The sequence below is a fragment of the Fusobacteriaceae bacterium genome (assembly GCA_031272775.1).
GTDB lineage: Bacteria > Fusobacteriota > Fusobacteriia > Fusobacteriales > Fusobacteriaceae > JAISST01.
In genome coordinates this window covers 17,108-34,177 of record JAISTB010000024.1, presented here as the reverse complement: position 1 = coordinate 34,177, position 17,070 = coordinate 17,108, and the positions used below count along the sequence as shown (strand labels likewise).

The following is a 17,070-nucleotide window of genomic DNA, read 5'->3' as shown; positions in this document are numbered from 1 at the left end:
TCCCGAAGGGAACGAAATGCTAACTAACGCAGATATTACCGCGATTTCAGAAAAATTGACTGAAATACTCGACATTTTGGAAAAGCATCCCGAAAGGCGCGCGGCCCTTTCGGATACCCCCGGAAAAATCGCCGGGAGCTGGCGGGAAATCTTTGCCGGCATCGGTCGGGATCCCCTGGCCGAGCTCAAAAACAAATACCGGGCCGTCGGCGCCGATCCCGTGGTTTTGCGGGACATTGCCTTCGCCTCCATGTGCGAGCACCATTTCCTGCCCTTTTTCGGAGCGATCACGATCGCCTATGCGCCGGGGGAACTGATCGCCGGTTTCGGCGCGATCATCCGCGTGACCGAAGTGCTGTCGCGCCGTCCGCAGATTCAGGAACGACTGACTGCGGAGATTGCCGACGCGCTGAATTCGGCCCTTTGTCCTGCGGGAATCGCCGTTAGGATCGAGGCCCGTCATCTGTGCATGTCCATGATCGGGACAAAGAAAAACGGCAGTTCCATCGTTACGCTGGCGACCCGGGGCGAAGCCTCCGGCCTGTTGCCGCTTTTGGGATAGGGAGGCGCCATGGACAAAATCACGATTGCCAATCTGGAATTTATCGCCTATCACGGCGTTTATCAGGAAGAAAAAAAGTTGGGACAGAAGTTTCTCGTGACGGTCGAAATGTCCTGTGACCTGCGCAAGGCAGGGATCAGCGGGAAACTGGAGCATACGATCCATTACGGGCAGATCGCCCGGGACGTGGAAAAAAACTTTACCGAAAAGAGTTTTGATCTGCTCGAAACCTGCGCCGAAAGCATCGCCGCGTTCCTGCTCGAAAAATACCGGCAGATCAAGGCGGTCCGGATTACGATCAAAAAGCCCTGGGCGCCTTTGAAAATGCACTTTGAATATGTGTCCGCGACGATAACCCGCAAGCGTTACGACCTGTATCTTTCGCTGGGGGCCAACCTCGGCGACAGAAAGAAACAACTGACGCTGGCCCTTGAGCGTCTGCGGGAGATTCCCCACAGCGAAGTCGCGGCCGTCAGCGGCTTTTATGAGACGAAACCCTTCGGCTATGCCGACCAAGCGGATTTTTTCAACTGCGCCGTGAAAATGACGACGCTTTTGACGCCCCGGGAATTTTTAAAGGAGACCCAGGCCATCGAAAGGGAACTGGGCCGGGACCGTGCCCATGAGATCCACTGGGGACCGCGGCCCATCGATATCGATATTCTGCTCTACGGGGAGGAGATCATGGCCGACGAAGATCTGGCGATCCCCCATCCCTGGCTGGCGGAACGGGATTTTGTGCTGACGCCCCTGGCGGAAATCGCGCCCAATGTCATCCACCCGCTGACAGGGCTGACCGTGGCCGCCATGAAACGGGCCCTTGACCGGACCCGGGAAGACAAGGGGAATTGATATGATCATGCGCATGCGGGGAAAATCGCTGGAATTGGGGGAGAAAACGCTTCTCATGGGGATACTCAATCTGACGCCCGATTCCTTTTCCGACGGCGGCAGCTGCGGGAACGTCGGCGAGGCCCTTGCCCGGGCGAAGCAAATGCTCGCCGAAGGGGCCGACATCATCGACGTCGGCGGGGAATCGACCCGGCCCGGTTACCTCCCGATCAGCCCCGGGGAAGAAATCGCGCGGATCATCCCGTTGATTGAGGCCCTGGTCCGGGAGACGGAGGCCGTCGTTTCCGTCGATACCTATAAATACCCGGTCGCCGAAGCGGCTCTGGCGGCGGGGGCTCATCTCGTAAACGACATCTGGGGCTTGCAATACGACAAGGGGGAAATGGCGCGAGTCGTCGCTCATTACGGGGCGGGCCTGGTGATCATGCACAACCGGCGGGAAAATGTCTATCCCGAGGGCTTGATCGAAGGGATCCACGCCTTTTTCCGGAAATCAGTAAATATCGCCGACGCGGCCGGCATCCCCCGGGACAGGCTGATTTTTGACCCCGGGATCGGCTTCGGTAAAGACGCTGCGCAAAATTGGGAAATCCTCCGCAATTTGGGGGCGTTCCGGGACTGGGGTCCGCTCTTGGCGGGCGCGTCCCGCAAGCGCTTTTTGACGACCCTTACAGGCGACGTTCCGCCCCGGGAAAGGGACGGGGCCACGGCGGCCCTTTCGGTAGCCGCTGTCTCCTTGGGCGTCGATATTCTGCGAGTTCATGATATTAAAGGAAACAAAGTGGCAGTCGACCTTGCCGATCACATTTACAGAAGGACTGGTATACAGAATGAACGAAAACGATGACCGAAAAAATTTGCGAAAAGCGAGAAATTTATTCCTGCTGAGCCTCCTGACCGGAGCGCTCACGGGATTGACGGCCTCCCTGTACCGCTGGGGCCTGAACGGCGTGAACCGCCTACGGGAGCGCTTTTTTGAGGCTTACGGCCTCAGGAATCCCTTGATGATGCTCTTGATCTTAGCGGTCTTTATCGCCGTGGGGCAGCTACTGGGGCTTATCGGGCTGGCCTTCCCGAAGATCTCGGGGAGCGGCATCCCCCAGGTCAAGGGGGTCCTTTTGCGCACGATCTCCTATGCCCGCTGGAAACGGGAATTGTTCTTCAAATTCGTCACGGGAATCCTGGGAATCGGCTGCGGCCTGTCCCTGGGCCGGGAGGGCCCTTCGGTGCAACTGGGCTCCTATGTGGGCTACGGCGTCACGAAGCTCTTCGGGCAGGATGAGACCGAAGAGCGCCATCTCGTCACCTGCGGAGCCGGCGCCGGACTTGCCGGGGCCTTCGGCGCGCCTTTGGCGGGGGTGATGTTTTCCCTCGAGGAATTGCACCGGGTCATTACGCCGAAACTTTTGATTTCGACGTTTATCGGGGCCGTGGCCGCCGATTTTATAGGCAGGCGCTTTTTCGGGATGCAGACGGCCTTCAACATCACGGCCCGCTATCCGACGGCCATCAATCCCTTTTTCCATTTCGGGATCATGATCGTCTTCGCGGTGATCGCGGCCTGGTTCGGCAAATTGTTCACCCGGACGCTGACGCGCTTTCAGGACGGATTCCGCTACATCAATTTGACAAGAAGAGTCAAGATTTCCATCGTGATGACGACGTCCTTCCTGCTGTGTCTGGCGCTGCCGGAAGTGGCGGGCGGAGGGCACGCCCTCGTGGAATCCCTTGAGGGGACCCGGGAGTCGCTGATTTTTCTCGTGTTCCTGTTTGCGGTGAAATTTTTGTTTACGGCCATGTCCTATTCCACGGGCTTTGCGGGAGGCATCTTTCTCCCCATGCTGGTTTTGGGGGCAATCCTCGGAAAAATTTACGCCATTGTCCTGATCCGCTTTTTGGGCCTGGGACCCGAGCACATCCCCCATTTTATCGTACTGGGCATGGCGGCCTTTTTCGTGGCTGTCGTCCGCGCGCCGCTGACGGGGACGGTTTTGATTCTGGAAATGACCGGGACCTTCGATCATTTGCTGGCGCTTGCCCTTGTGGCGGCCATTTCCTATTACGTGACGGAACAGCTGCGCCTGGCGCCGGTCTATGACATTTTGTACGAACGCATGGGCAAGGACAGAAAACACGCGGCAAAAGGAGGAGCGACATCATGATTACGCAGTTCAACCATCCGGATTTTGTCCGGAAAAAAGTCAAATTCTCGATCGGGTATCTGCGGGTGCAATGCCTGCAGAACGATATTCCCGTAAAGCTCGCCCGGGGCATGGGCTTTCCGGTTATTGACGACAAGGGGAAGCAGCGGTTTTTGAAGTATACGGACGTGATCTTCGGGCCGCCCACGGTGAAGCTTGACGGTGAAAAATTCCCGCTTTTCAGGAATATTCCGCCGCTGACCTATACGTTTGCGCTGACGGAGGCCCTGATTTTTTTCAAGTATCCCCTGGTCCTGTCGTTGAAATTATTGATTGAGTTGATCTCATTTGTGTACCTGCGGAACATGTATCTGCGGGACGATATCTCGGGAAAACGGAAGCTTGTTTACGCCGTCGCCTGCGTGTTGGTGAGCGGGGTTGCCATGGTGCTCTTGGCGGCTTTGCTCTCGTGGCGCTACCGGGCGGGCGCCGCGGCTTCATAACGCAAGGGGGGAATTATGGCGGTATTTGATTATCGAAAGTATGAACAGACATTGAAACTGGTCCTGCTGAAGGCCGTGGCGGAGCTTTTTCCAGAAGCCCGGGTCCATCCGGGGGCGAAGGTCTATCTCGACCATTCGCTCAATAACGGCGTCTACGGGACTTTGGCCAGGGAAGGCGGCTGCACGGTTGAGGATTACGAGCGGATCAAGAAAAAAATGCGGGAGATCGTCGATAAAAATTATCCGATCAGGCTCGTCACCGACGACTGCGAAAAATTGAAGCTCGAATCGGGTTCCCTGGCGAGGGAGGACGTCCGGAAGCTTCTGGACAACAGCGGACTGATCTCCATCGGGCTCTACGAAGTCAACGGCTATTACGATTATCTCTATACTTCGGTCAAGCCCTATAATTACACCGGAGACGTGCCGGTCTTTGACCTTGAGCGCTACAACGGCGGCTTTATCCTGCGCTATCCGATTGCGGAGGAGGGGAAACTGCTGCCGCGGATCGACAACCCCAAGATGGCCAAAGTCTTTCAGGAGACCGGGGAATGGGAAAAGATCCTCGGCGTCACGACCATCGGCTATCTGAACGAAAAAATCCAGAACGGCGGCATTGAGGAAGTGATCCGGGTCAATGAGGCCCTGCATCACAAGAACCTCGCCAAGATTGCCGAAGCCATCTCGGAAAATCCCGAGGTCAAGCTCGTCACGATCGCGGGGCCCTCATCCTCGGGCAAGACGACGTTTTCCAAGCGCCTCTATGTGCACTTGCGGGCAAACGGCGTCAATCCCATTCTCATTTCCCTCGACGACTACTATCTCGGCCGTGAGAAAGTACCCTTGGACGAAAACGGCAACAACGACTACGAGACCATCGACGCGCTGGATCTGAAGCTCCTCAATGAGAATTTGAGCGATCTCATCGCCGGGCGGGAAGCCCTTGTGCCCAGATACAGCTTTAAAACCGGGGCCCGGGAACCCGAGGGCCGGACCTTGCGCCTGCCGGAGCGGGGCGTCATCATCATCGAAGGCATCCACGGTCTCAATGAGCGCATGAGCGCGGCGATTCCCAAGCACAATAAATACAAAATTTATGTCAGTTGTCTGGCCCAGCTCAATATCGACGACCACAACCGGATCTCCACCAGCGACGTGAGACTGATTCGCAGATTGACCCGGGACAGTTTTTCCCGCGATATCCATGTGGAGGAGACGCTCTCCATGTGGCACGCCGTGCGTCTGGGCGAGCAAAAGCACATTTTCCCCTTTCAGGAAGAGGCCGACGTCATCTTCAATTCCTGCCTCGTCTATGAACTGGCGGTATTGAAAAGCTACGCGATCAAAGAATTGATCAAGATCAAGGTGGGGACGCGCTCCTATCAGCTGGCCAAGCGTCTCTTGAGCATCCTCAACTGCTTCCTTGACGTGAGCGCCAACCTTGTGCCCGACGACTCGCTGCTGCGGGAATTCGTGGGCGGGAGCGCCTTTATTGAGGCCAATTACGGAAAATACAGCTGATCCATGCGGTAAATGACGATTTCGAGGAGGTAAGGGATGAAAAAAATCTTATGCGTATGCTTGATGTTGGCGGCGCTGGCGTTCGGACGCGAAGTCAGGGAAGGGGAACTGGAACCGAAGGACCGCCTGCTCTATTACAAAGGAGAAACGACGCCCTTTACGGGGACCGTCAAGGAAACGTTCCCCGACGGCAAAAAACAACAGGATATCCGGGTAAAAGACGGGCTCATCGAGAGTTTCGAGGCCTGGTACGAGGATGGCAATCCGTATTTTTCGGGTAAATGCGTGGGACAGGAACTCACGGGCGATGTCAGGACCTATCATCCCGACGGCGGGAATAGAGGTACGGTCACGTTCAAGATCATTCAGAGCGGGGGCGACAAAAGCGCGCAGCAAGCGCTTATGTCACTGACCGACGCGACGATCAACCCCTGGACGCTCCTTTCCGAATACGCCCAAAGCGGCGAAATGATCGTGCACTACGTCGAGAATCTGCCCGGCGACACGAACCGGGAGCTCGTCAATTTTGACCTGACCTACAAGGAGGGCTTCCTCGAGGGGAAAGGCAAGGGCGTCGTACCGGACGCCGACACGGGAGACATTGAGTACAGGTTCCGGACCGGAGATTTCCGCAAGCTCGACGTCGAAAAACTCGTCAAGCTCTACGAGCCACTGTCGGACGCCAATAAAGTCAAAGAACCCGAGCAGATGTTGCTGCGGCTCCGGATGGTGGATTTCAACGCCATCGCGCAGGAGTGGGCGAAACTGGAAAACGTCGATTTTGAGATGGACATGAAGAACTTTCAGGGCAGCGGAAGCATGCGGATGGATGCCCACGGGAACCTCAGGGGCTTTGACCTCGACCTGAACGTGATCACCGGAGACGGCGGACCCTTTGTGTTGAAGGCCCATATTTCAGACGTCATGGACGTCGATGTGAATGAAATCATGGCCGTCGCGGGGAGCCCCGACAAGCTTGCCACGGTCGCCGTGATGCTGAAAGAAGCCGCCAAAATCGGCAAGCTGAGCTATTACATCGACATGACCCAGCAGGGCATACGGTTTGAAGTCACGCTTACGTTGGAAAAGGGGAAGCTGGGGGCCCTTTTGCGGCGGCTCACGTCCGACGGAAAGCCCCGAGTTGAGTTGACGGCAGTCATTCCCGATATTGCGCGGATCAATCTGCCGGCCATCAACGCCCAGAACCCGCCCGCCGCGCTGAAGGCGCTGGGGGTTTCCGGCACGTATGCGGAATTTGACGAGAACGGCGCCGTCAAGGGGCAGGGGGAATGGAATCCCGACAACTTCCTGCTGATTATGGGGAAGCTGGCGCAATACTTGCAGTGATGACATCCGTCGACCATGATCGATAAAATTGAAAAAATTCAGTTTTATCGATTATAGTCGATAAAACGGAAAAAAATATAAATTTATCGATTGTAATCGATAAAAATCAAAAAAAACTTTACTGTCGCCCATAAATAAGATATAATATTCTTATGGAGACGACGCATAGAATTAAACGCGAGCAATATCTGGCGAAGATCAGGCCCTTCATGGGGACCGATCTCGTCAAAGTCATTACCGGTATCCGGCGTTGCGGCAAATCCGTAATGCTCGATCTGATCCGGGAAGAAATCAACGATGAGGCGCACACGATATTTTTGAATTTTGAAGAATTCAAAAATGCGCCTCTTTTGACTTATCAGGCGCTGCATGCCTATGTGGACGGCGTCATCGGCGACAGCAAAGAGAAATGGCGTCTGTTTTTTGATGAAATTCAGGATGTGGCCGAATGGGAGAAGGCCATCCGCTCGCTGCGCGTCACGTACGACGCGGACATCTATATTACGGGATCCAACGCGAAGCTGCTTTCCGGAGAGCTTTCGAGTTTTCTTGGCGGGCGGTATGTGGAATTTGTGATCTATCCCTTTTCCTACGCGGAATTTCTGCAGCTTTCTCCCGAGCATACCTTTGAGCAATACCTCACCTGGGGCGGGTTTCCTTTTCTCGATAATCTCCCGCTGTCCGGGCCCTCATACGGGATCTATCTGCGGGACATTTACAACTCCATCATTTTGAAGGACGTCGTGAGGCGTAACAAGATCAGGGACGTGGATCTGCTGCAACGGATTGTGGCCTATGTTATGGGCAGTATCGGCAGGGAATTTTCCGCCACAAGTCTTTCGAAATATTTCAAGAATGAACATCGCCCGGTCAGTACCGACACGATTCTCAACTATATCAAAGCCTGTGAGAACGCTTTCTTATTTTATCATGTCAAAGAGGAAGACCTGCGCGGGAAAGATGTCCTGAAGCTGCAAGGCAAATACTATGTGGCCGATCACGGACTGCGGCAGGCCCTCTATGGCCGGAACCGGGACGATATCGCCTTTGTGTTGGAAAACATCGTGTACCTGGAACTTCTGCGGCGCGGCTATCAGGTTGCGGTCGGGAAAAACGGGCGACAGGAGATTGATTTTGTGGCCGGTAAAGGGGAAGAGCGGCTGTACGTGCAAGTTTGCTATCTGCTGGCTTCTCCGGAAACGCGGGAAAGGGAATTCGGCGCGTTCAAAGGGCTTGACTCGGGATGGCCCCGGATCGTCTTGTCTCTTGATGAAGTGGATATGAGTTACAACGGGTTCCGGCATATCCATTTGGCAAAATGGCTGACGGAGGGTTTACCCCCGTCATAGGAGAAGCGCATGGACCGTCTGAAGGGAAAAATACAGGAAATCCTGGAAAAATACAGCGGCGTCAAAGGCTTTATGCTGAGAGACGCGGGCGGAATCCGCATGCGGGTCAACGAAAACCTTGTGTTTCCGGCCGCGAGCATCATCAAGCTCTACATTTTAGGCGCGCTCAAAAAAGCGGATTTTTCCGAAAAACTTGTGCTGAAAAGCGCCGACAAAGTCGGCGGCTTCGGGATTTTGCAATATCTTGGCGAAGGGCTTGCGTTCTCCGCCCGGGATCTGGCTTTCTTCATGATTGCCCTGAGCGACAACACGGCGACCAACATGCTGATCGATTTTACCGGCCTCGAGGCCGTCAACCGCTATATCCGGGAGATCGGGGCCACAGGGACCGTCCTCGGACGCAAAATGTTCGACTACGCCGCGAGGGACAGGGGGATTGAGAATTTTACGACGCCAAAAGACACGGCGACAGTGTTGGATATCCTCTGCGGAGACTCCGACAAACTGGCGATCCTGAAAGCCCAGGCCTGCAACAACAAGCTCCCCCTCTTTTTCAACGGCGCGATTCCCTTCGCCCACAAAACAGGCGATTTGGACGGCATTGAGCACGACGCGGGCAGGATGTTTTTCCCGGACGGTTGGGTGGACGTCCTCGTCTTTACGAAGGAACTGCAAAGCAAGGAAGACGGCGTCCGGATCAACAGCGAGATCGGGAAGCTTGTATTTGCGCATTATCGGCGCGGGTAACCTCAAATTTTCTCGAGCATCCGATGCACCCGCACGTGAAAATATAAGATCGCCAAAACAGACGCCACTTCCGCGATCGTAAAGGAAAACCAGATCAAATCCAGATTCCCCAAAAGCGACAGCAACCAGGCCGCCGGGATCAGGAAGAACACCTGCCGCACAAGGGTCGTGATCAGGCTGTACATGGCCTTTCCCAGCGCCGTAAAGACCGACATGGAGATGATACAAAAACCCGCGAAAATAAAGCAGAGACTCAAAATCCGCAGCGCCGGCACCCCGATTGCGATCATTTCGTCGTTGGCGTTGAAGAGCCCCAGCAATTCCCGCGGGAAAAGATGAAAGACCGCGAGCCCCGCGAGCATGATGATCGTGGCGTAGAGCGCCGCCTTGAAGATGGCTTCTTTGATTCTGTCCTTGCGCCTGGCCCCGTAATTGTAGGCCACAATCGGAATGATCCCGTTATTCAAGCCGAAAATCGGCATAAAAACGAAACTCTGGAGCTTGAAATACGCTCCGAATACGGCCACGGCGTATTTGGTGAAGGAGATCAGGATCCTGTTGAGAAAGACCGTCGTAAAGGACAGGATGGACGTCATGAGCATGGAGGGGATCCCGATCGAGAGAATTTTCCCCAGTATCCGCCAGTCGGGCCGCAAATTCGCGAGGCGGAACTCGATTTCCGTATTGACCCGCAGGTTGAACCACAGACCCAGCAAAGACGCGCAATACTGGCCGATTACCGTAGCGGCGGCGGCTCCCGTGACCCCCATGGCCGGGCAGCCCAGATAGCCGAAGATCATGATCGGGTCCAGGATAATGTTGATGACGGCCCCGGTCAGTTGCGTAATCATAAAATATATGCTTTTTCCGGTGGACTGGAGCAATTTTTCCATCATGATCTGCATGAACAGCCCCTGAGAAAAGACCGTAACGACGAAAAGGTAATCGCTGCCGTGCCGGATAATGGGCCCGATAGTGGTTTGAGATCGCATAAAGGGTCCGATGCCCGCAAGCCCTACGCAGATGAAGACCAGGGAACCCAGGAGGGCCAGCAGGATGGCTTGCATGGCGACCCGGTTGACCCGGACGAATTTTTTCGCGCCGAGAGCCTGGGAAAGGCAGGCGTTTGTCCCGATGGAGGCGCCGACCCCCACGGCGATCATGAGGTTTTGCACCGGAAAGGCCATGGAGAGCGCCGTCAGGGCGTCCACATCGTAGCGCGCCACATAGATGCTGTCCACGATGTTGTACATGGCCTGCACGAGCATGGAGATCATGATCGGGATGGACATACTGAGGATCAGACGGCTGATTTTCATGGTACCCAATTTGTTTTCCGGCGGCGTCGAAATCGTCGCCGTTGCTGATTGTACTGGCATGTTTTCCCCCTTTCGGATAGATTCCGATACACTATTATACAGGAAAATGCTCAAAATGAAAAGGACTTTTTTTGACGAAAGCGTTTCAACTCCCTATTTCTGACTCACAGCGTAATTTTTATTTAGAAAAGTTTAAAAATCAAAATATTTTTGTTGACATCCGCCGCTTCTTATGCTATGATATCGGTGTGCAATATTCTTTCCTAAATATTTTAAAGTTAGCGTAAAAGAAAACCGACCTGGACATACAGCCATCTGTAGCGGTCCGGTTTTCTTTTTTGCGGATCGGGCGTCCGCGAGCCTTCGGAAAAAAAGGCTTGCAAAATACATCTCGATGCGGTATGATATGCTATAGCGCAAAATACAATACGGGCGGGAGGAAAACGAAAAAATGAAAATCATCGACAGCCATATTCATTTCCGGGTGGACCCCGAGGGTCATTTCACGGAGTTGGCGAAACAGGCGGGGCATGAGAACAGCGAGGCGCATTTGCGGGCTGTTTTCCGGCAGTACAACATCGAACGGGCCGTGGTTATGGGGAATTACGGGACAGATCCCGAGGCGAATCATTACCCCGATATTTTTTATTACGCCGTGGGCGTCAACCACATGACGGCGGCGGAACTGACTGATCCGCGCATTTTGGGAAACATCGAGGAAAATCTCAAGCGGAAGACCTGCGTCGGCGTCAAGCTCTACCCCGGTTATACCCACGAATATATCTACGAGAAGCATTACCACGGGATTTACGAGCTGGTCGCCCGTTACGGCAAGGCCGTCGCGATCCACACGGGGCTTACGGCCAACGACAAGGGCGTCCTCAAGTATTCCCACCCGCTGGTGGTGGACGAGACCGCGGCGCAATTCCAGGACACCCGCTTTGTCATGTGCCATGTGGGCTATCCTTTTCTCGCGGAAATGGAAGCGGTCCTCGAGAAAAACGAGAATGTGTACGGCGATCTCTCGGGCTTGATCGAGGGAAATTTTGAGATCGGAGAGTATGTGAAGACCGATTATTATTTTGTGGAGGAAGTCAAAAAATGGCTCGCGATCCTCAACCGCTACGACAAGCTCATGTACGGGACCGACTGGCCTTTGACGAATATGGGCGCGTATATTGACTTTGTGAAATATATCGTACCGGAAAAATATTGGAACGCGGTATTTTACGAAAACGCCAAGAGAATCTATACGATGTAAAAAACCCCCTCAGGACGAGGGGATTTTTTTTATGATCCGTTTTTGCGTGAAATCAATAATTTCCCGCATAAAGATGCCGAAGATGATGACGGCGCCGCCGAGGACGGCCAGGCGCCCCGGCGTCTCCCCGATCGTGAGAAAGACCCAGACGGGGTTCAATATGGGCTCAAACATGGGGATAATGGACCCTTCGAGGGCCGTCACATAGCGCATGCCTTTGGCGTAGAGCACATAGGCCGCGCCCAGTTGAAAGACGCCCAGCAGGATTACACCGGAAATGTTGTAAAAGGTCAGCGATATATTGCGCATAAAGGGCGCGGAGATCGCGAAGGCCAGCACGTTCCCCCAGAAGATATTCTGGACGGGATCGACGTCTTTTTCGACCTTGAGGGCCACGGCCACCATGGCGAAGGTGACGCCTGAGAGAATGGCCAGCGCATCCCCGAACAAATGCCCGCCCTGCAAGCCTTCCGCCGCGAAGAGAACCATGCCCGAGAGGACCACGACAATCGAGAGAATATCCCGCTTCCGGAGCTTCTCGCCGAGAATTTTCGCGCCGAATATGGCCGCGTAGACCGGGGCCGTGTACTGGAGCATAATGGCGTTGGCGGCCGTCGTCATTTTGTTCGCCACCGCGAAGAGGATGACCGTGGAAGCGTAGGCGATCATGCCGATCACGCGCCATTTGGTAAATTTCAGGTTGATCCCCTTGGCGAAGAACGAGATGAAAACCGCCGAGACCAGGGAGCGGAAGCCCCCCACCGCGAAGCCGTTCCAGGTGACGAGTTTCAGCAGCATACCCCCTGTGGACCACAGGACCGACGCAATGATGAGGAGCATAAAGCCCCTTTTTCTGTCTGTCAATTTCAAAACCCCCGTTGAGAATGGCCGCCCGGGATGCCCGCGGGCGACCGAATAAGCCATTGTATCATAGAACCGGCTTTTTTTCAATGGGTTCCGGATATTTTTTCTGAGTTTTTGAGTTATCCCGGGACGTCAGATCTTGAGGATCAAGTTTCCGACCATGGCGATCCGGGGGATCAGCTGATCGATATAGATAAATTCCGTCAGCGTGTGGGCGCCGTCGCCGTGGGGGCCGAGACCGTCCAATATCGGAAGGTAAGGGGCGATGGGGTTGCCGTCGCTGATGCCGCCCACAAAGACATGGGAAAAGGCGAGCCCGACTTCTTTTCCGGCCTCCTCCGCCAGCGCGAAAAGTTTCAAGTTTTCCGGCGTCTGCTCCATGGGCGGGACGCATTTGCCGAATACGACCTCCCGGGTCGCGCCCGCCACCGTCGGCTGGTAATCGGCGATCAATTGCCGGATCCGCTCGTATTCCGCCGGGGACGAGTAGCGGAAATCGACGTCCGCCTGCGCGAAATCGGCCACGACGTTGCGTTTGGTCCCGCCGGTGACGACATCGGCGCTGAGGGTGCTGCCCTTTTCGTAATCGGTCAGCGAGTGGATATACTGGATTTCCCGGGCCAGTTCCTCAATGGCGTTTATGCCCAGCTTATGCTCCAGCCCCGCGTGGGAGGCCTTCCCGTAGGTCTTGACGGTAAATCCGCCGCCTCCTTTGCGGCCGGTCTTGAGATCCCCGCTTGAGGCGCAGGGCTCGAGAATCAGGGCCGCGGCGCTGTTGTCCCGGGCCATTTCCATAATGAGGGGCGCGGAATCCGCGCTTCCGATTTCCTCATCGCAGTTCATAAGGACTTTGAGCCTCTTCGCGGGCGCTATGCCCAGATCCCGGTAGGCTTTGACGATCCAGAGGATGGAGACGAGACCCGCTTTCATGTCGAGGACCCCCGCCCCGTAGAGCTTGCCGTCTTCTTCGCGGAGCGCGTAGGAGCCGATAGGGATCACGGTATCGAAGTGCCCGACGAGGAGGATGTCTTTCTCTCCTTTTCCCCAGGCAAATGAAAGGGGATCATGCCCGCCGGGCGTCCGGTGAACTTCCGGCGTCACGCCGGTCCGCTCCCGGATCAGGCGGATCAGGACCGCCCTCACGGTCTTCAGTTCCTCAAGGTCGGCGGAAGTGGCTTCCGCCCGGACCAGTTCCTTGAGATCGTCAAAAATTTCCCGTTCATGGGATTTCAGGTAAGAATAAATCTGATTGGCCATAAGTATACACCTCCGATCAATGATAGCCGATCATTACGGACGCCACCATGGCAAGGGCACAGATGACTGTCCAAATCAAAAACAGGGGAATCATAAATTTGAGCCATTTCTGGAAAGGAATCTCCGCGACGCCCAGAACGCCCATGAGGACGCCTGAGGTGGGCACGATGGTATTGGAGAGCCCGTCCCCGTATTGATAGGCGAGTACTGAAATCTGGCGGCTCAGGCCCACCACATCGGCCAAAGGCCCCATAATGGGCATAACGATAGCCGCCTGCCCCGAGGCCGAGGGTACGAAGAAATTGAAGACGGAATTGATCAAGAACATCATGACGGCGCCGATGGTTCCCGGCATGGCTCTGAGAGGCAGCGAGGCCGCCCAGATCAGCGTGTGAATAATCTTTCCGTCAGTGAGGAGCACGGAAATGATGCTGGCCCAGCCGATGAGGATGGCGCCGTAGGACATTTCCCGGAGTCCTTTCATGAAAGTTTGGGCGATTTCATTCAAAGACATGCCTACGAGTTTTCCCGAAACGATGGCCACAAAGAGTAGAATAGCCATGAACCAGTCGTTGCCCCAGCCGTATTTTACGGTGCCGATTACATAGATGATGATTCCGCCGAAGGTCAGGACAAGGATAATGGCCTCTTTGACCCCGAAGGTATACACGCCGTCGACATGTTTCATCGCGCCGAAATCGGCCCACTCCGTACCGTAAAGATAGCTGGCTTCGGGATCTTTTTTTACTTTGGAGCAGTAGCGCATCACATAGATCACGGTGGCGACGCCGGTAATGGCCGTGACCACAAGGCGCAGGCCCACGCCGGACAAGATGGGGATTCCCGCGATGGACTGGGCCAGTTGCACGGAGGTCGCTCCCATAAAGGAAGTTCCCCAGCCGCCGTAGCAGGCCGCGTAGATAATGCCGACGGCCGCGATCCGGTCAAGACCCATCTGGCTCGCGACGAGGAGTCCCAGCGGGATAAAGGCCACGACGGAGTTGACCACGACGCCAGTTGTCCCCAGAATGTGGAAGCAAATCAGCACGAAGGGCAGGATCAGCAGGGCCCGGTCCTTCATTTTTCCGAAGAGGATCGAAAGGCCGTTGGAAATGGCCTTGGTCTCGTTGATGACCTTGAAATAGCCGCCGACGAGCATAACGAGGAAAATGGTCGCGTAATTCCGGCTGAGTCCGACATAAAAGGCCTTGAACAGTTGGATGATCGTCGTCGGCGTCCGCTCTACAAAGTGAAAGGAATTGGGATCCACCACGCTGGTGCCGGCTTCGTTTTTGACCATGTCGTAGACGCCCGAGGGGACGACATAGGTGAGGATTGCCGTGATGAGGATCAGGATCCCGATCAGAACGAAAGAATCAGGGAACTTGAATTTTTTTACCGCTTTTGACTCTGCCATACTTTGCCCTCCTATGAAATATGATTTCATCAAGTAGCCCATCGTTGCGATTATTCCATATTGTACAGAATTTGGGCGCTTCTGTCAAGAAATGGACAAAATTGCTTTATCTGAGCAGAGTGAATGTATCAAAAGAGGACGATGAGACAAAAAGCATATGATTTGTGTGAAAACAGGATTGCGTTTTGCGCGCGCCGCTTCAATTCATCTTTGCAAAACTTTTCAAGATTTTCATGCAATGTATTGACGGTGAACATAAATTTTGTTATAATTAGTTGAGGTGATGTATCGATGGAGAATAAGGATTCTACAAGTATAACATTCCGGATTGACAGGAACTTGAAAAAAGAGGCTGAGGATTTATTTCGAGGAATTGGATTGAACATGACAACGGCATACACGATTTTTTTGAAAAAATCTATTGAACAGCATGGTATCCCGTTTCCCGTGAAGCGAAGACCGAATAAGGCAACATTGGAGGCATTCAAGGAAGAAGAAGAAATTATGAAGCATCCTGAAAGTACCAAAAGCTACGATACTTTCTCTGAGATACTGGAAGAAATCCAACAGGAAATCGCGGAGGAAGCATGAGCACATTCGATCTTGTTTATCATAAAATCGTCGAAACCATCGACCGGGAAGGGACGTGGAGTAAAGGCGCGGTGCGGACAAAATACGCCGACGGCAGTCCGGCCCACTACAAGAGCTTTATCGGCTATCAGTTCCGGATCGACAACGGGACCGACGAACTCTGCCTGATTACGACGCGCTTCGCGCCGACGAAGGACCCGATCCGGGAACTTTACTGGATCTGGATCCTGCAATCCAACGACGTCAATACTCTGAACGCGCTCAAATGCAAGTATTGGGACGAATGGAAGCGCCCCGACGGGACCATCGGCAAGGCTTACGGCTACGAGATCGGCCGCCCGGTCTTCAAGTACCGCAATCAGCTGGACTACGTGCTGGGGGAATTGAAACACAATCCCGCCAGCCGCCGGATCATGACGGAGATCTGGGTCCCGGAGGACCTGGCGGATATGGCCCTCACGCCCTGTGTGCATCTGACCCAATGGAGCGTCGTGGACGGGAAACTCTACCTTGAGGTCCGGCAGCGGAGTTGCGATGTGGCCCTGGGGCTCGTGGCCAATGTGTACCAGTATTCGATTCTCCACAAGCTTGTGGCCCTTGAGTGCGGGCTGAAACCGGCGGAGATCATTTGGAACATCCATAATATGCACATTTACGACAGACATATGGAGAAGATCCTCGAGCAGGTCAAACGCCCGGTTTACGACGGCGCCACCGCCCGGATCGCCAATTTTACCTCGATCTATGAATTCAAACCCGACGACGTCGTCGTGGAAAATTATCAGTACGGAGAGAAAATTTCTTATGAAATCGCCATTTAAAACCGCCCCGGTGGAATTGAACCTGATCGTCTGCCTCGGCAAAGACAACCTCCTCGGAGACGCCAACCCCGCAGGTAACGGGCTGCTCTGGCACTCTGCCGAAGAATTGCGCTACTACAAATCCCGAACCGTCGGAAACGTAGTCCTTTTCGGGCTCACGACAGCGCAGTACGTACCCCTTGAGTTGATGAAGAAAAACAGGACCGTGGAGGTCCTGGATTTCGGCATGGATATCGACGGCATCCTCGCGAAGTACGCGGACTCCGGAAAATCCGTTTTTATTTGCGGCGGCTACAGCATTTACATACTATTTCTGGAAAATTACGTCCTCGACCATCTGTATATTTCCCGCCTGAAGCCCCACGTGCCTGTGGCTGCGGCGAAAAGCCCGCTCTATTTCCCCGATCCGGCCGCTTTCGGATACAAGCTCGCCGAATCCGTCGAGCATGAGGATTTTTTCGCGGAAAGCTGGGTTTTAAAATAAAAAAATCATATTAACGAAACGTAGGGGCGCGCAG

Annotated in this window: 17 protein-coding genes; 13 read left to right on the top strand and 4 right to left on the bottom strand. The window is 54.4% G+C overall.

Translation table 11 applies throughout. The features are described from left to right. The first annotated feature begins 16 nt into the window (after nucleotides 1-16). The 9 genes from LBQ97_06120 to LBQ97_06080 all read left to right on the top strand — a co-directional run bounded on the left by LBQ97_06120 (nucleotide 17) and on the right by LBQ97_06080 (nucleotide 9,022). Nucleotides 17-562 carry a GTP cyclohydrolase I gene (locus LBQ97_06120; protein ID MDR1832284.1) on the top strand — a complete coding sequence of 182 codons (546 nt, stop codon included), beginning with the start codon at nucleotides 17-19 and terminating at the stop codon, nucleotides 560-562. A 9-nt stretch (nucleotides 563-571) separates the two neighbouring features. After that, nucleotides 572-1,414: a 2-amino-4-hydroxy-6-hydroxymethyldihydropteridine diphosphokinase gene (folK, locus tag LBQ97_06115; GenBank protein MDR1832283.1), complete on the top strand. Its 843-nt coding sequence runs from the start codon at nucleotides 572-574 to the stop codon at nucleotides 1,412-1,414. 1 nt (nucleotide 1,415) lies between these two features. Then, nucleotides 1,416-2,261 (top strand): dihydropteroate synthase, encoded by an 846-nt coding sequence (folP, locus tag LBQ97_06110; GenBank protein MDR1832282.1) that lies wholly within the window; start codon nucleotides 1,416-1,418, stop codon nucleotides 2,259-2,261. A 10-nt stretch (nucleotides 2,262-2,271) separates the two neighbouring features. After that, nucleotides 2,272-3,576 carry a ClC family H(+)/Cl(-) exchange transporter gene (locus tag LBQ97_06105; GenBank protein ID MDR1832281.1) on the top strand — a complete coding sequence of 435 codons (1,305 nt, stop codon included), beginning with the start codon at nucleotides 2,272-2,274 and terminating at the stop codon, nucleotides 3,574-3,576. Then, the gene (locus LBQ97_06100) at nucleotides 3,573-4,058 is read left to right on the top strand and encodes a hypothetical protein (protein MDR1832280.1); all 486 of its coding nucleotides are present in this window, start codon (nucleotides 3,573-3,575) and stop codon (nucleotides 4,056-4,058) included. Before LBQ97_06105 ends, LBQ97_06100 begins: the two co-directional genes overlap by 4 nt. A 15-nt stretch (nucleotides 4,059-4,073) precedes the next feature. Beyond that, nucleotides 4,074-5,579, top strand: coding sequence for a nucleoside kinase (locus LBQ97_06095; protein ID MDR1832279.1), 1,506 nt, complete (start codon nucleotides 4,074-4,076; stop codon nucleotides 5,577-5,579). 36 nt (nucleotides 5,580-5,615) lie between these two features. After that, a complete protein-coding gene (locus tag LBQ97_06090) occupies nucleotides 5,616-6,926 on the top strand; it encodes a hypothetical protein (GenBank protein ID MDR1832278.1) in 1,311 nt (436 codons plus the stop codon). A 152-nt stretch (nucleotides 6,927-7,078) separates the two neighbouring features. Next, entirely contained in the window at nucleotides 7,079-8,275 is a 1,197-nt protein-coding gene (locus LBQ97_06085) for an ATP-binding protein (GenBank protein ID MDR1832277.1), read from the top strand. A 9-nt stretch (nucleotides 8,276-8,284) separates the two neighbouring features. Beyond that, nucleotides 8,285-9,022, top strand: coding sequence for a class A beta-lactamase-related serine hydrolase (locus tag LBQ97_06080; protein MDR1832276.1), 738 nt, complete (start codon nucleotides 8,285-8,287; stop codon nucleotides 9,020-9,022). A gap of 2 nt (nucleotides 9,023-9,024) precedes the next feature. Here LBQ97_06080 and LBQ97_06075 read toward each other — a convergent pair whose 3' ends face one another. Next, on the bottom strand, nucleotides 9,025-10,401 hold the full coding sequence (locus LBQ97_06075) for an MATE family efflux transporter (protein MDR1832275.1): 1,377 nt from the start codon (nucleotides 10,399-10,401) through the stop codon (nucleotides 9,025-9,027). 391 nt (nucleotides 10,402-10,792) lie between these two features. Between LBQ97_06075 and LBQ97_06070 the strand changes: the two genes are divergently transcribed. After that, a complete protein-coding gene (locus LBQ97_06070; protein MDR1832274.1) occupies nucleotides 10,793-11,602 on the top strand; it encodes an amidohydrolase family protein in 810 nt (269 codons plus the stop codon). A gap of 9 nt (nucleotides 11,603-11,611) precedes the next feature. Here the strand turns inward: LBQ97_06070 and LBQ97_06065 are convergent, their stop codons facing one another. The 3 genes from LBQ97_06065 to LBQ97_06055 all read right to left on the bottom strand — a co-directional run bounded on the left by LBQ97_06065 (nucleotide 11,612) and on the right by LBQ97_06055 (nucleotide 15,140). After that, nucleotides 11,612-12,466 (bottom strand): DMT family transporter, encoded by an 855-nt coding sequence (locus LBQ97_06065; GenBank protein MDR1832273.1) that lies wholly within the window; start codon nucleotides 12,464-12,466, stop codon nucleotides 11,612-11,614. Nucleotides 12,467-12,598: 132 nt separating this feature from the next. After that, on the bottom strand, nucleotides 12,599-13,723 hold the full coding sequence (locus LBQ97_06060; GenBank protein ID MDR1832272.1) for a M20 family metallopeptidase: 1,125 nt from the start codon (nucleotides 13,721-13,723) through the stop codon (nucleotides 12,599-12,601). Nucleotides 13,724-13,739: 16 nt separating this feature from the next. Further along, entirely contained in the window at nucleotides 13,740-15,140 is a 1,401-nt protein-coding gene (locus LBQ97_06055; protein MDR1832271.1) for a TIGR00366 family protein, read from the bottom strand. A 291-nt stretch (nucleotides 15,141-15,431) separates the two neighbouring features. On the opposite strand from LBQ97_06055, the gene LBQ97_06050 reads away from it, so the two are divergent. Genes LBQ97_06050 through LBQ97_06040 form a run of 3 tightly spaced genes read left to right on the top strand, consistent with a single transcriptional unit; the run spans nucleotide 15,432 to nucleotide 17,036 of the window. Then, nucleotides 15,432-15,731, top strand: a complete 300-nt coding sequence (locus LBQ97_06050; protein ID MDR1832270.1) for a type II toxin-antitoxin system RelB/DinJ family antitoxin — start codon at nucleotides 15,432-15,434, stop codon at nucleotides 15,729-15,731. Beyond that, the gene (gene thyA, locus LBQ97_06045; GenBank protein ID MDR1832269.1) at nucleotides 15,728-16,552 is read left to right on the top strand and encodes a thymidylate synthase; all 825 of its coding nucleotides are present in this window, start codon (nucleotides 15,728-15,730) and stop codon (nucleotides 16,550-16,552) included. Before LBQ97_06050 ends, thyA begins: the two co-directional genes overlap by 4 nt. Beyond that, nucleotides 16,536-17,036: a dihydrofolate reductase gene (locus LBQ97_06040; protein ID MDR1832268.1), complete on the top strand. Its 501-nt coding sequence runs from the start codon at nucleotides 16,536-16,538 to the stop codon at nucleotides 17,034-17,036. Before thyA ends, LBQ97_06040 begins: the two co-directional genes overlap by 17 nt. Nucleotides 17,037-17,070: the final 34 nt, after the last annotated feature.

Excerpts from the sequence above, each read along its gene's own strand:
- LBQ97_06120 (MDR1832284.1), top strand. The coding sequence starts at position 17 with ATGCTAACTAACGCAGATATTACCGCGATTTCAGAAAAATTGACTGAA.
- folK (MDR1832283.1), top strand. The coding sequence starts at position 572 with ATGGACAAAATCACGATTGCCAATCTGGAATTTATCGCCTATCACGGC.
- folP (MDR1832282.1), top strand. The coding sequence starts at position 1,416 with ATGATCATGCGCATGCGGGGAAAATCGCTGGAATTGGGGGAGAAAACG.
- LBQ97_06100 (MDR1832280.1), top strand. The coding sequence starts at position 3,573 with ATGATTACGCAGTTCAACCATCCGGATTTTGTCCGGAAAAAAGTCAAA.
- LBQ97_06095 (MDR1832279.1), top strand. The coding sequence starts at position 4,074 with ATGGCGGTATTTGATTATCGAAAGTATGAACAGACATTGAAACTGGTC.
- LBQ97_06090 (MDR1832278.1), top strand. The coding sequence starts at position 5,616 with ATGAAAAAAATCTTATGCGTATGCTTGATGTTGGCGGCGCTGGCGTTC.
- LBQ97_06085 (MDR1832277.1), top strand. The coding sequence starts at position 7,079 with ATGGAGACGACGCATAGAATTAAACGCGAGCAATATCTGGCGAAGATC.
- LBQ97_06080 (MDR1832276.1), top strand. The coding sequence starts at position 8,285 with ATGGACCGTCTGAAGGGAAAAATACAGGAAATCCTGGAAAAATACAGC.
- LBQ97_06075 (MDR1832275.1), bottom strand. The coding sequence starts at position 10,401 with ATGCCAGTACAATCAGCAACGGCGACGATTTCGACGCCGCCGGAAAAC.
- LBQ97_06070 (MDR1832274.1), top strand. The coding sequence starts at position 10,793 with ATGAAAATCATCGACAGCCATATTCATTTCCGGGTGGACCCCGAGGGT.
- LBQ97_06060 (MDR1832272.1), bottom strand. The coding sequence starts at position 13,723 with ATGGCCAATCAGATTTATTCTTACCTGAAATCCCATGAACGGGAAATT.
- LBQ97_06055 (MDR1832271.1), bottom strand. The coding sequence starts at position 15,140 with ATGGCAGAGTCAAAAGCGGTAAAAAAATTCAAGTTCCCTGATTCTTTC.
- LBQ97_06050 (MDR1832270.1), top strand. The coding sequence starts at position 15,432 with ATGGAGAATAAGGATTCTACAAGTATAACATTCCGGATTGACAGGAAC.
- thyA (MDR1832269.1), top strand. The coding sequence starts at position 15,728 with ATGAGCACATTCGATCTTGTTTATCATAAAATCGTCGAAACCATCGAC.
- LBQ97_06040 (MDR1832268.1), top strand. The coding sequence starts at position 16,536 with ATGAAATCGCCATTTAAAACCGCCCCGGTGGAATTGAACCTGATCGTC.